Genomic DNA, 13,366 nt, shown 5'->3' on the forward strand with positions numbered 1-13,366 from the left:
TAGAATTAATTATTTTAATGAGCTGTGAAATCAAAAAAATCTGCCAGGTTCAGACTTGCATCAACACTTTGAAATTTGCCATTTCCATCTTTTCTTTCATCTAGAACTATTAATCCTGATTTATTTTTTAACATCAACATAGTTGTAATAACTTGCTTTCCGCTTATATAAGATTCTGTTGTATTGTGTTTCACCAATTCCATTTTGATAATTGGAGGCAGACTTGCCGGAAATTCTATAAAATCACTAAAATTATCTTTACCAATGTTTTTCACTACTCCTACTACTTCTCCGTTTACTTTGCGCATTATTCCGTCTAGTTTTCCGGTATAACCGCTGGCAGAATATTTATTAAGAGTTGGGAAAATAAATTTGAAACCGGCATTACCTGTCTGCGTTATTTTACCGGGTTTCGTATCCAGAACATTATTTATCCATAAATCTTCTTTAGTATAAAAAGAGATCGTATCAATAGGTTTTGCAGTTGTTAGTTGATAAGAATAAAGAAGCTGCTTGCTTACTTTATTAGTAATTTCAACCAGTTTTGTTTTGTTTGAATAAAATACAAATTCGTAATTTTTATCAACTTTTTTTATGTAAGCATTTTTCTTTCCTTCTGTAAGGATTTTTCCATCTACCGCTATTTGTATAGAATCTTTTTGTGCATTATAACCGTGTATTACTACTTTTCCCGGCTCCTGTTCTTCATAATAAGGAACCATATCTTCATTGATACAGGCTTGGCAAAGGAGAAGTACAATTGAAAATAAAAGTATTGGAACAATTTTAGTTTTCATATTTTATATTTTGTCTTTATAATTATTTCTGAAAATAATTATCTGTTTACTTTTTGATAAATTTTATTTTTTTGGAAATTGTATTATTTGATATTACCAGAAAATAAATTCCCTGCGGAAGATTCGCTACTGAAATATTTTCTTTTAAATCTGCATTACTTTTAACTAATATTCCTGCAGAGCTGTAAATTTTTGCTGCAAAATCTTCGTTTAGAAATTGTTCGCTTATTTCTAAATCTAAATTTTCTGCAACAGGATTTTGTTTAAGACGTATTGTATTATTTTTATCGAAATCGTCAACACCTAATAATGCTTCGGCTGTGATCCATACTTTATCAACTTCATATCCAACAAAATTGCTGTTTTCATTTAAAAGGGAAATGTAAACGTTTTGATTACCTACAAACTGCGAAATATCTACCACATAATCTTTAAATTCCGGATCTAATTGTGAAATTCTTTCCATATAAATAGTTCCTAAAAGTGTGGCAGAAGCTGGATCTGGAGATGTTCCTCCGTAGACTAAAATATTTTTGCTTCCACCGAAAATTGCCATTTGTGCTGTAAAATCTAATTCAATTTTTCCGCTGTAATATGATAAATCTATTGCTGGCAGCATGGCCCAGTTTTGTTCTATTATATCAAGCGCCGCACCCGTATTTAAATCAATATTATAAGTACCTAATACATTAAAATTACCATCTTTAATTCCTCCTGTATTTTCATCAAATTGAATGTTTTTTCGGGCACTCCAGTTACTGCTGTTGCCATCTTTGTCTAATAAAGTCCAATCTGAAACGTCACCATCCTCAAAATCATCTTCCCAAATTGTAAACTGGGCAGATGATACAGTTGTAATCATTAGTAATAAAAATAATAGTATAATTTTTTTCATATTTTATTTGTAAAAAGCATGGGCAGAAATGCTGCCCATGCTGAATTAAATATTGCTTAACCTAACTAATTAGAAATTTGAAAACTTAGTCCAAGTAGCTGTCCAAAGTGCTTCAGTTTTGAATGCACCTGTAGCACCAGAAAGATCAAATGCACTGTCATTAAAGAATGGCTGAGTTAAAGACCATTTGTGTCCTGGAACTACAGTAGATGTAGCATTTCCAAAACCTAAAGCAACTGTTGTTGGCAATACTGGATTAACATATCCGTGGATAGATATTGCAGACCAAGAAGAACCAGTTGATACTGAAGGAGATTCCCAGTTGATTCCTCTGTTGTATCCTGTTACAGTAGCATCAGTAAGGCTGATTTGCCCTAATCTGCGTACGTGGATTCCATTTTCGTATGAGTTAGCAGCTGTTGCAGAACTAACACCAATAATAGATAATTGAGAAATAACAGGACGTGTGATAATTGTTGTAGAAGTACCACCAGCATTGTTATCTAATTCGATACCATTTGAATCTGGTACTAAGTTTGGTGCAGTACCACTTGTACTGTGAGTAGAATTAATATCAGCAAGAGCGATTGCTTTTGTGATAGATCCAGTATAACCTAAATCAAAGTCAAAGTTATCATCATCCGGAGCAAAAGAAACTAAATGAGTAGCATTAACTCTACCTCCAAAAAATTCAAATGAATCGTCTCTACCGTAAGAAACCTGAACGTGATTAACTGTAGTAAGAGCACCAACTCCACCAAAAGTTACACCATTGATTTCAACACCAGTTGCAGCATCTAAGATTCTACCAGCAAATTCAACACGAACATAAGAAATTGTTCCTGCATTGTGAGATGCGTTTGATCCACCATAGTAGAAATCAGAAACATTTGGCTGATCACCTAATCCTTCGATAATATTAGTAGTTGATCCGTTATTTACCTGATCATCACCTAAAATTACAAGACCACCAAAATCTCCAGGAGTTGCAGTTGTTCCAGCAACACCATCTAATAAATTGTAACTTGTAAAAATAATTGGAGCATTTAAAGTTCCTTGTGCATTAATTTTCCCTGTTTTAGTAATTACAAGAACTCCAGTAGCAACACCTGCAGCAAGAGGTTTAGCTTTAATGTAAGTACCAGCCTGAATTGTTAATGTAGCTCCGGATTTTACACGAACTACTCCGTTAATTTCCCAAACTTTGTCACTTGTCCAAGTTGTGTTAGTTGTAATATCTCCGCTTACAGTTTGTACAGTTGCAGGATATCCTGTGTAGTCAGCCCCAGCAGCTTTCATAGAAAAAGAAGAATCAGCAGAAGAATCATCATTTTGGCAAGAACTCACAAGTAGAGCTACAATTGCGAACATAAAAAATTTTTTCATAATAATTTAATTATTGCTATATTTGCCGCTATTAAACTAGGCCTTTGGAGAGAGCAGCAAAATTTCTTTCCTTAGGTCTTTCTCGTTTTTGGTAAATTTGTTTTTTCAAACGCATCCGTTTTACCGTCCGGGGGAGCTTACCTAACTTCCATCTTTCACTATTAGGATTTTTTCATTTCAATGAAAGGATCAACTTCGATTCCTTTTAAAATTTAAATACACAAAAAGATAAATGTCTTTGGATATGATAAACCTAATGCCTTGTCTTCTTTTATATTGTTTTGGCTTAAATTGAAGATTCCGTATATCTGCAGGTTTCATTCTTTTATCTATTTAAATTTCTCAAAGAACATTTTAAAATACTCTCAGCAAAAAGAGTTTTTATTTTTTACCCAACTTCTTTATTTATTAGTATTAGCTTTTGAAATAACAGAATATCATGGGTATTTTTTATTGTTAACTTTTTCTTAATATTCAGCAGGAAAATACTTATGATTATGAATTTAGTATTAACAATAGCTAATTTTAAAAATCATAGTTTAGAGAAATACTAATCGTTCTTCCAGCAAATGATTTAAAAACTACCTGATCGATATCCGGGTCATATTTATTGGTTGCATTGGCACCAAGACTGTATCTTGATCTTGGATTAGAGCCTGAGGGAACATCTTCAATTTTACTGTAACTATTGTTATTATTGTAGGTTTGTACCCCTGCATCAAACATATTTTTGATACTAAATTTAAACTGCAGGTCTTTCTTCTTGAAGAATTTATAACTCAACTGAGCATCTGTTTGTGCATAAGGCATACGGATTTCCTCTGCCGAATAATCAAAACCTACTAAAATATATTGATCTCCAACTGCATTATGTCTAAGGCTGAAGCCAAAACGGTCGCCTACATAATCCATTCCTAAGTTATAAGTATAAGGTGACTGTCCATAAAGTGGTCTGTTGGCTTCATAAAGCCCTCCCGTACCATCTATATTAACGAATGAAGTAACTTTTGTGTCATTTACAGAAGCGTTCCCATAAACAAATAAATGTTTTAAAAGATCACCTTCACCTAAAAAAGAAAGGCTTTTATAAAACTCTAATTCAACTCCCCAAAGTTTAGCATTATTTGAATTAACATTATAAATATCTCTCACATTTGAAGTATTCAGTAAACCAACAGCTTCAATTGGATTATCGATATCTTTATGATATATGCCAAAGGATAAAATTTCACCTCCAGAAGGAAACCATTCTAACTTTAAATCGTAATTATTAGCAACACTCGAAACTATTCCGTCTGTATAATTGTAAATTTTAGCAGCTCGAAGCGGGTCATAATATGGAATACCTAAACGTTCAGCAAACTGCGGACGTAAAACTGATTTATTGTAACCCAATCTTACATTCATTTTATTAGTTGGGCTAATAATTAAACTTGCAGATGGCAGAAATTGCCATTTTTTATCATCTCCTTGCACTTCAGAAAATCCATCTGGATTTTCTGACTGGCTTTCTATTTGGGTATATAAATAACTTTCTGCCCTTACTCCCCAAACGAATCTTACATATTGACCAATTTTATCATCTAGCATTAAATAAGGAGAATGTATTTTTACGTCTCCCACATATTTGTTTCCGTAGATGCCATATTTCTGCCAGCCAAAACCACCATAATAATAGTTTGACCCGTCTAGAAATTCTGGAAGAGGTTCATAAATTGTTGCAAAACCAGTTGGTTGACCTACTGTTATTAATTTAGCTGATTCCTGCTGATTGGTTGCTTTTTTATAAGTACCAAAATATCCTCCTTTGATATCGTTTGTAAAAGAGTCTCCAAAATTAAAAGTGTATTTAAAATTGACTGCCCAGTTGTAATCTACTTCATCATTTGTAAAATAACTTCGACTAAACGGAAATCTATTTCCATTGTTCTCGACACTATAATTTGTTATAATATCATCGCCTACTCTTCCTTTTCCTATAGCTACAAATGTGGCGTCTTTGGTATCTTTTGTAACATTTCCGTATGCTCCGTACCAATTCACTTCGAGTTTGTCGAATTTGTGATTTCCTTCCACTTTATTTTGAATAAATGTGGTGTAAACAGGATAATTAGACTCTGATGTAGTTGGTAAAATGCTTCCGCTTAGTATTTCCGGAATAGAATAAGCTCCATCTGCCCAGCCGCTAATTTGTGTTAACTGATTATTGTAAATATGCATAACCGTGTTGCGCATTGTAATTTTATGGTTATCCAACTGAATTGCAGCATTAAACATTCCGCCTAATGTTGAATTATAGTTATAATTGTTTCCTGAATTTCTAAAGCCGTATTTTGTAAAAGTCGAATAACTTGAATTGTCTTTCTCTGGAGTAAATTCAGAATTCATTTGGTAACTTCCTCTTTGAGTGTGTTCAATTTCTAAGGTTTCCTGCGTGTTTTTAAAAATAAGAGAACCTACAAACCCCCATTTGTTATTGCCTTTTAATTTATAAACACGCCCTAAACCAAACTGAAGCGTAGTTCCCGGTGCTCCATATGTTTTATAAGTACTAAAATTATCTTGTGTAAATTGTTTAGAATAATCAATAAAAGGCCCAGATGTCGCTAAACTTGTTGGCGGATCTATTGTAGTATGATTAGTAGGATAATCACGTCTTCCGTCATCAAATCCCCAGTAATCGTAATCGCCTTCTTGTCTTGTTAGTCTGTCTTTAAAAGTACTTTTGCTGTTATAAGAATTACTAATAGAAAAATTGGTGAAATTTTCTTTTGGGATATCTTTTGTTTTTACTTCTACATATCCTCCGGCAAAATTAGCGTACATATCTGGCGTTGCAGATTTGCTTACTACGATACTCTCTACCATTGCAGTTGGAATAATATCAAAAGAAAAGTTTTGCTGATAAGCATCTGTACTTGGTAAAGCGATTCCATCCATAACGGCCTGGTTCCATCTTTCTCCCATCGAACGTACTACAACATATTTATCATTTACGGTTGTAACTCCTGTGATACGTTTTAACGAAGCCGCTACGTCTCTGTCTGGAGTTCTTGCGATTTGTTCTGCCGAAATACCATCAGAAAACTGAGCCGCTTTTTTTTGCTGAATTAACATTCCTTCAACCGAAGCTGTGGCCTGTTTATAATTTTGTACAATGATTACTTCATTTAGCGATTGTGCATCTTCCTTCAAAGAAACAACCAGTGGTGTCTCTTCTCCTTCCTCAACTTTTACGTGAGTAATTTTTTGGGTTTGAAAAGAAATTACGCTTATCTCAATAGTATATTCTCCTGCTTCAAGTTCTAAAGTATAACTACCATCAATATCTGACTGTGCGCCGAAACCTGTTTCAACAACTTTAATATTAGCTCCAGGAAGCGAAAGCCCGTTGTTATCAACCACCTTTCCTACAATTTTCCCTCTCCTTTTTTTTTTAACTGCGTCGTTTCTTTTAACCGCAATATTATTGTCCGTTCTTCTAAAATCTAAATTGGTTAAGGTTTGTAAATCATTCAGTACTTCATCGATTGTTACATTATCTTTTTTTAAGGTAACAAGCGGAAAACTTAAGTCAAGGTCTTTTTGATAAACAAATTGATAAGGCGTTTGTGATTTTAAATTATCAATGATTTTTTGAGGCGAAGAGTTTTTAAAATCAACCGATACGGTTCCTGTTTGCGAATAAATAGTGTTTGTTCCGAGAAAAAATCCCAAAAACAAAATCCAGATGGCAGTAAAATAATGCCTGGAAAAATCATTGTTCATAGTTGAAATTGTTAGTTTGTGTAATTAATTTAATGAGATATTTTGCGTTAAATATTTTGTAATTTTATAATAATGGCTGTAAGACAATAAATTATTGTTTATTTTATTTACCGATTATATAAGTGCTGTTTCCGGCTGGACTAATATGAATTTCTAAAGCAAAAGCAATGGTTTGCAGTGTTTCATAAAAGCCTTGTCGAGTATCCAGAGTTCCCTGTATTTTTAGATTTTTTAAATCGTCATCCAGATAATTCACCGTAAACTTATGATCGCGTTGTAGTGTTGTAATAACCTCATCCAGAGTTAAACCATCAACATACAGTAAAACTTTTTTCCACTCTGGTTCAAAATTGTTTGTTTTCTCTTTATTAACTGTAGCCGTTTTTTCGGCATATATGGCTCTGTAACCTCTTTCAAGGAAAACCGTATTTTGTGTGCTTTCTACTTTTACTTTTCCTGTTCTTACGCTTACCTGTGCATCGTTATCATTGTAGGCTTTAACATTAAATGAAGTTCCTAAAACAGTTGTTTTTACAGCTCCTGAAGTAATAATAAACGGACGTGTAACATCTCGCTTTACTTCAAAAAAGGCTTCTCCTCTTAAAGTTACATTTCGTTCCTTTTTTGAAAATTTTGCTGGATAATCTATTTCTGTATTTTGATTCAACCAAACTCTTGTACCATCTGGCAGCGTTATAAGACGTATATCGTCTTTAAAAGTTATGGTTGAAGTAATTTTAGGTTTAGATAAATCTAATCGGTTTAAAGAATGATAACTTCCAATAGAAAGAACAATTACAGCACACGCCACGGCAGCCCAATTGTAAAGGTTTCTATATTTATGAATTGTCGCCTTTCGAATATTATCCCACATTCGGGCTTCCGTATCATTTGGAAGAATACCTCTATTGGGTATAGCATTCCATTCTTCTTTTAATTTTTTATTTCTCATTTAGATTTATTTAGAATCGAAAAATCATGCGCGAATCTCCCCGATTCAACTACATTAGATTTTCATTCTTTTAAATGTCACGGGGTATTGTTACTATTAACGTTTTCTTAATCTGCGAGAAGATTTGGCAGCATAATATTGAAAACAAAAAAATCAACAGATTAATTCCGATAGCTATCGGGACGTTTCTACAGCACTGAATCATTCCTTCGGAATTTTAAAAAAGAACCAAAGGTTCGATTTATATTGTAGGGCCGGATTTTAATCCGGTTTACGAAGCATATTACCAATCTTTGTCGAATTTCGCGTGCGATTTACTTCGTCTGTTCGCTATCGCTCGGGTCTCCCTTCGGTCGAAATGACAATATTGTCGCCAATCTTTGTAAACCGGATTAAAATCCGGCCCTACAATATAGGCCGAACCTTCGGCTCTTTTCTGCTAATCTGAATTTCGAAATGGCAAACTAATACGCAATAAACTCAGTCTGGCTTATAAAGAAAAGCGCAAACCAATAAAGTTCATGGTTCTTTACCGAGTTTTTCTTTAAAAATTGTAAAGTTTTAGATATTTGGTTGGCAACAGCACTTGGAGACATATTCATTTCAACCGCAATTTCTTTATAGCTGCGATCTTCAAATTTATGGAGGCTGAAAATTTTTCTTCTTTTTTCCGGAATTTTGTTAAGCAGATATTCAATTTTTTCCAGCTGAGAACTGATATCTTCATCAGGTTCGGCGGCACTGTCGAGTTCCTTAATCAATTGATCATCTTCTACAGAAAAAATTCGGTTTTGCTTTTTGTACCATTTTGAGATTTCCTGTTTGGAACTTTTAAACAGAATGGCTTCGAGCGTAACGTTTGGGTCTAATTTTGCTCGGTATTTCCAAAGATGAATAAATACATTTTGCGTTACATCTTCTGAATCTGCAAGCTGCGCTGTATATTTTTTGACGAAACAAAAAACTTTAAAATGATACAATTCATATATTTCCTTAAAACAAGAATCATCTCCCGCACGCAACCTTAATATTAAATTAGAACTCATAATGCAATTTTAATTGTTAAAGAAGACCCTTACAAAAGTATAATAAACATTTATTCCTATTTTTTACAATTTGGTCATTTAATAATTTATTAATATTGAAACCAGTTTACTGTGTTTAAAGGGTTTTACAAGAGGCTCCCGCATTTCTAAAAATCGCTGTATTAGCAAATCATTAAAAGATTTGTAATTTTGATGTATAAATCAGTAAGTAACTCTTCGTAATGAAAATTCATATTTTTGGCGCATCCGGAAGCGGCGTAACGACAACTGGTGAAGCCTTATCCAAAAAATTAGACATACCTTATTTTGACAGTGATGCCTATTTTTGGGAGAAAACCGAAACTCCTTTTACCATAAGAAGAGATCCTGACAAGAGAAATTCTACTATAAAATCAGATCTCGAAAATCAGGAAAATTGGATTCTTGGAGGTTCAATATTTGAGTGGGGCGAAAAAGTTTTTCCAGATTTTGACTTAGTAATCTTTTTATACATTCCTCCAGAAATTAGAATGGAAAGGCTGAAGAAAAGAGAATTTGAAAGATATGGAAATGTAATTTTTACCCAACCGGAAAGAATAAAACAATTTGAGGAATTTATGGCTTGGGCTTGTGATTATGATGATAGTAAAGGAATTGCCAGCAGAAATCTGAAAGCTCATAAAAATTGGTTAACAACTCTTGAATCACCAATTCTAAAAATATCAGGCGATTTAACCGTAAGCCAAAGAATTGAGCTTATAATTAAAAAAAATCAAAATGTTATGCCATAAACCTGATTTTGACTACTCTAAACCTGATTTTAGCTACAAACCATCAATGACAGCTATTTACCTTTGAATTCAATAAAAACATAAAAAAATGGAATTAAAAGGTAGTACAATCCTTATTACAGGAGGAACAAGCGGAATTGGACTTGAATTTGTTCGACAACTTACTAAAAAAGAAGTCAAAAATATTATTATTACAGGTCGCGATTTGGATAAATTGGACAAAGCAAAAAAACAATTTCCAAATATTTATACTTTTCAAAGTGATGTTAGTAAGCCAACAGAAATAGAAAAACTATATACCGACGTTATTCAACAATTTCCGGAATTGAATATTATTATCAATAATGCCGGAATTATGCGTAATTTGGATTTGAATGACAGCAGTATGGATTTAGAAAATATTACCCGTGAAATAGGGATTAATTTGTCCGGGCCAATCAGGATGAATCACCAGTTCTTACCGCATCTAAAAACAAAAAAGTCAGCAGCAATTATAAACGTATCATCGGGTTTGGCATTTGTTCCTTTTCCTATCTCGCCTGTTTACAGTGCCACAAAAGCGGGTATTCATTCTTATACTCAGGTATTAAGGCTTCAGTTAAAGAAAACAAATATTAAAGTTTTTGAGCTTGCTCCGCCAGCAACAGAAACGCCTTTGGGCGATGCTTTTGAAGGATTTGTCGACAGAAAACAGAATATGAAAGTCGATAAAATGGTTGAAATTGCTATAGACGGAATATTAAAAAATAAAGTAGAAATAAAGCCCGGACTGGCTAAAATACTTAAATTTATGAGTCGCTTAGCCCCAAATTTTATCCTGAATGTAATGGATAAAACTATCGAAAAGGCAAAAGCAAAACAGGTATAAAAGATGGCACAATCAAATCTATTTCACATAAAATCTATAACGGAATTTCACAGGCAAGCGGGACTTCCGTTACCTGAAAATCCCCTAATCAGTATAGTAGATTATTCGAAAATCCAGCATTTACCGGAAAGTTTAAGCGTGGTTTTTGATTTTTATTCGATTTCTATTAAAAGAAATTTGAATTATAAATTGTTTTACGGTCAGCAAAAATATGATTTTGATGAAGGAATTATGTTTTTTATGGCTCCGGGGCAGGTTTTAAAAATCGAAATAGATCAAAATGCCAGATTACAACATTCTGGGTGGATGTTACTGATTCATCCAGATTTTCTCTGGAATACTTCGCTTGCAAAAAATATAAAGAAATACAACTATTTTGATTATTCGGTTAATGAATCCTTATTTCTTTCGCAAAAAGAAGAAGGCGTTCTTAATAATATTCTTGAAAGCATTAAGCAGGAATACCATTCTAATATTGACAAATTCAGTCATGATATCATCATTGCGCAACTAGAAGTTTTGCTAAATTATGCTGAGCGATTTTATCAACGTCAATTCCTTACAAGAAGAAAAACGAACCATCAAATTTTAGAAAATTTAGAAAATATTCTAAACGATTATTTTAATGATGAAAAACTGACTAGTAACGGTTTACCAACGGTACATAAAGTTGCTGAAAAACTCAATATGTCATCGAACTATTTAAGTGAATTGCTTAAAGTTTTAACGGGCTTAAATACCCAACAGCACATTCATCAAAAGGTCATAGAAAAAGCTAAACTAAAACTTTCGACGACAGATTTATCGGCCACAGAAATTGCTTATGAATTAGGGTTCGAACATCCACAATCTTTTAGTAAGCTGTTTAAAACTAAAACAAATCTGACTCCTTTAGAATTCAGAAACTCTTTTAATTAGAAATAAAAAATCACTGTCCTATTTATTAAAATTCTTTGCTTCATAAAACTAAATAACCTCCAAAACTAATAGATTTGGAGGTTATTGCTGCTGTTTTTTTTTGAACTTTACTTCGTATTAAGCAGTTCTATAATCTTAGTATAAATGGCTGTGTTTTGATAAACCCCAGCAAAATTCTGAGCTCCTGCTCCGTATGCAAAAACAGGAACCGAAACTGCTGTATGATCGTTTGTGCTGAAACTTCCGTGAACATAACCTTTTTCGATACTTCCGTCGATTAAGGAAAGTCCGCCTGTTTCATGATCTGCCGTAACGACTAAAAGAGTTTCAGGATTATTATCTACAAATTCCATTGCCTGCCCTACTAACTTGTCAAAATCAAGCATTTCACGAACTACATATTCTACATTATTGCTATGTCCGCCGTAATCGATTTGTGCACCTTCGGCCATCATAAAAAACGGATTTTTTGATTTTGCAAAAGTACTTACCGTTTTAGCAAAGGATTTAGTTAAGAAATCTCCTCTTCCATTTTTCATTGAAACTACCGCTGCATCATCTGCAATAACAAATTTGCTGTTTTTAATAGTATCTAAAGCGCTGAATTTATCTGAAAAAGTATATCCTTTCTCGATTAATGCTTTATATAAATCTTTACCGTCTTTTCTGGCTTTAAATTCTTTTGTTCCTCCGCCAATTAAAATATCCGACGGATTGCTTAAGAAATCATTTGCTATAGGCTCGTTATAACTTCTTTCTGGCTGATGTGCATAAAAAGCGGCCGGAGTTGCATCTGTGATATTTCCTGCTGAAATAATCGCTGTTTTATAATTCTTTTTAGCCAATTGCTGCGTAATTAATTCTAAAGGTTTTCCGCTTTCATCAACACTTATAAATCTGTTGTTTGTTTTATGTCCCGTTGCCATTGCGGTTGCTCCGGCAGCAGAATCTGTAATATAACTGTCAGAAGCTTTTGTTATAGAAAGTCCCTGCGTTGGAATATTAAATAAACTTAACTGGCCTTTATTAGCTGTGTAACCTGCATAAATCTGCGTTAATCCCATTCCGTCACCAATTAAAAGAATTACATTTTTAGGTTTCTTTTTGGCGAAAGTCGAAACATTTTTAGGAATATACGCCTGGTGAAATTCTGTATTTTGATAAAATGTTGATTTGATATTATTGATGAAATGCGTTAACTCTGAAACATTATCTGTACCAATAAAATCAAGTTTTAAATTCATCAAAGTCATCCACGTATTTACGTTGTCTGCCGTTCCCCAAAATCTGATTTTTTTATTTTGATTGTGAACTTTTTTAATCACTGCCTGAATTTTTTCTAAATCGGCTTGTGTTAAAACGCCTTTACCGTTCCAAGGTGTAAACACTTTTATATCTTCACTGATCATTTCAACACGAGCTAATTGCTCTGGAGAATATTCTTCGTTAAGTCTTCCGTCAAAATAAATAAATTCAGGATAATCTTTCCATTGTGCTGGATTTGGTCTGTTTCCTGAAATAACAACTTTAATGTTTTTATTTACAACAATGTCAGGAAATGTTTTTAACTGCTGCGCAATAACTTTCAACGTAGCATCGGCATCAGATTTAACATCAATCATTAAAATCAAAGGTTTGTTGCTTGGGTAAGCTTTACTTCCTAAGCTTTTTAATTTTAAAGAAAGTGGTTCCAAATACATGCTTTTTAATGTATTCTGCGGCGCAATGTCTTTAAAGTTGTGCGCTACAAATAATTCATTATTTACGACAAAAACATCGGCTTCGATAACGCCGGTTTCGTTTGAATACGCTCCGTAAAACGGAAGCGGACTTGCATAATCATTATGCGAATGTATGTTAGAAGAACTATATTCCTGTGCTTGTACAAACAGGAAGAATTGAAGGCAGAAAAGGGTGAATATTTTTTTCATTGATTTTTTTATTAAAGCTTTTAGTTTTTAGCCAC

10 protein-coding genes are annotated in these 13,366 nt (G+C 33.4%); 3 read left to right on the forward strand and 7 right to left on the reverse strand.

Annotation, left to right across the window (positions count from 1 at the left end; translation table 11 throughout):
- Positions 1 to 14 precede the first annotated feature (14 nt).
- The 6 genes from B3C18_RS14520 to B3C18_RS14545 all read right to left on the reverse strand — a co-directional run bounded on the left by B3C18_RS14520 (position 15) and on the right by B3C18_RS14545 (position 8,844).
- A complete protein-coding gene (locus B3C18_RS14520) occupies positions 15 to 797 on the reverse strand; it encodes a hypothetical protein (RefSeq protein ID WP_291147990.1) in 783 nt (260 codons plus the stop codon).
- Positions 798 to 843: 46 nt separating this feature from the next.
- Positions 844 to 1,692 (reverse strand): T9SS type A sorting domain-containing protein, encoded by an 849-nt coding sequence (locus tag B3C18_RS14525; protein ID WP_291147992.1) that lies wholly within the window; start codon positions 1,690 to 1,692, stop codon positions 844 to 846.
- Positions 1,693 to 1,761: 69 nt separating this feature from the next.
- The gene (locus B3C18_RS14530; RefSeq protein ID WP_291147994.1) at positions 1,762 to 3,078 is read right to left on the reverse strand and encodes a hypothetical protein; all 1,317 of its coding nucleotides are present in this window, start codon (positions 3,076 to 3,078) and stop codon (positions 1,762 to 1,764) included.
- A gap of 525 nt (positions 3,079 to 3,603) precedes the next feature.
- Positions 3,604 to 6,846: a TonB-dependent receptor gene (locus B3C18_RS14535; RefSeq protein WP_291147995.1), complete on the reverse strand. Its 3,243-nt coding sequence runs from the start codon at positions 6,844 to 6,846 to the stop codon at positions 3,604 to 3,606.
- Between the two features lie 103 nt (positions 6,847 to 6,949).
- Positions 6,950 to 7,798, reverse strand: a complete 849-nt coding sequence (locus B3C18_RS14540) for a FecR family protein (protein WP_291147997.1) — start codon at positions 7,796 to 7,798, stop codon at positions 6,950 to 6,952.
- Between the two features lie 464 nt (positions 7,799 to 8,262).
- Positions 8,263 to 8,844 carry an RNA polymerase sigma factor gene (locus B3C18_RS14545; protein WP_053472702.1) on the reverse strand — a complete coding sequence of 194 codons (582 nt, stop codon included), beginning with the start codon at positions 8,842 to 8,844 and terminating at the stop codon, positions 8,263 to 8,265.
- Between the two features lie 221 nt (positions 8,845 to 9,065).
- Here B3C18_RS14545 and B3C18_RS14550 point away from each other — a divergent pair, with 221 nt between their 5' ends.
- From B3C18_RS14550 to B3C18_RS14560, 3 genes are all read left to right on the forward strand, one after another.
- Positions 9,066 to 9,614 carry an AAA family ATPase gene (locus tag B3C18_RS14550; protein WP_291148000.1) on the forward strand — a complete coding sequence of 183 codons (549 nt, stop codon included), beginning with the start codon at positions 9,066 to 9,068 and terminating at the stop codon, positions 9,612 to 9,614.
- Positions 9,615 to 9,702: 88 nt separating this feature from the next.
- Positions 9,703 to 10,482: an SDR family oxidoreductase gene (locus B3C18_RS14555; RefSeq protein ID WP_291148002.1), complete on the forward strand. Its 780-nt coding sequence runs from the start codon at positions 9,703 to 9,705 to the stop codon at positions 10,480 to 10,482.
- 3 nt (positions 10,483 to 10,485) lie between these two features.
- The gene (locus B3C18_RS14560; RefSeq protein ID WP_291148004.1) at positions 10,486 to 11,400 is read left to right on the forward strand and encodes a helix-turn-helix domain-containing protein; all 915 of its coding nucleotides are present in this window, start codon (positions 10,486 to 10,488) and stop codon (positions 11,398 to 11,400) included.
- A gap of 107 nt (positions 11,401 to 11,507) precedes the next feature.
- Here B3C18_RS14560 and B3C18_RS14565 read toward each other — a convergent pair whose 3' ends face one another.
- On the reverse strand, positions 11,508 to 13,331 hold the full coding sequence (locus B3C18_RS14565; RefSeq protein WP_291148006.1) for an alkaline phosphatase: 1,824 nt from the start codon (positions 13,329 to 13,331) through the stop codon (positions 11,508 to 11,510).
- Between the last annotated feature and the right edge of the window lie 35 nt (positions 13,332 to 13,366).

The sequence above is a fragment of the Flavobacterium sp. UBA7680 genome (assembly GCF_002482975.1).
Lineage (GTDB): Bacteria > Bacteroidota > Bacteroidia > Flavobacteriales > Flavobacteriaceae > Flavobacterium.

Coding starts and splice junctions, on each gene's coding strand:
- B3C18_RS14520 (WP_291147990.1), bottom strand. CDS start 797: ATGAAAACTAAAATTGTTCCAATACTTTTATTTTCAATTGTACTTCTC.
- B3C18_RS14525 (WP_291147992.1), bottom strand. CDS start 1,692: ATGAAAAAAATTATACTATTATTTTTATTACTAATGATTACAACTGTA.
- B3C18_RS14530 (WP_291147994.1), bottom strand. CDS start 3,078: ATGAAAAAATTTTTTATGTTCGCAATTGTAGCTCTACTTGTGAGTTCT.
- B3C18_RS14535 (WP_291147995.1), bottom strand. CDS start 6,846: ATGAACAATGATTTTTCCAGGCATTATTTTACTGCCATCTGGATTTTG.
- B3C18_RS14540 (WP_291147997.1), bottom strand. CDS start 7,798: ATGAGAAATAAAAAATTAAAAGAAGAATGGAATGCTATACCCAATAGA.
- B3C18_RS14545 (WP_053472702.1), bottom strand. CDS start 8,844: ATGAGTTCTAATTTAATATTAAGGTTGCGTGCGGGAGATGATTCTTGT.
- B3C18_RS14550 (WP_291148000.1), top strand. CDS start 9,066: ATGAAAATTCATATTTTTGGCGCATCCGGAAGCGGCGTAACGACAACT.
- B3C18_RS14555 (WP_291148002.1), top strand. CDS start 9,703: ATGGAATTAAAAGGTAGTACAATCCTTATTACAGGAGGAACAAGCGGA.
- B3C18_RS14560 (WP_291148004.1), top strand. CDS start 10,486: ATGGCACAATCAAATCTATTTCACATAAAATCTATAACGGAATTTCAC.
- B3C18_RS14565 (WP_291148006.1), bottom strand. CDS start 13,331: ATGAAAAAAATATTCACCCTTTTCTGCCTTCAATTCTTCCTGTTTGTA.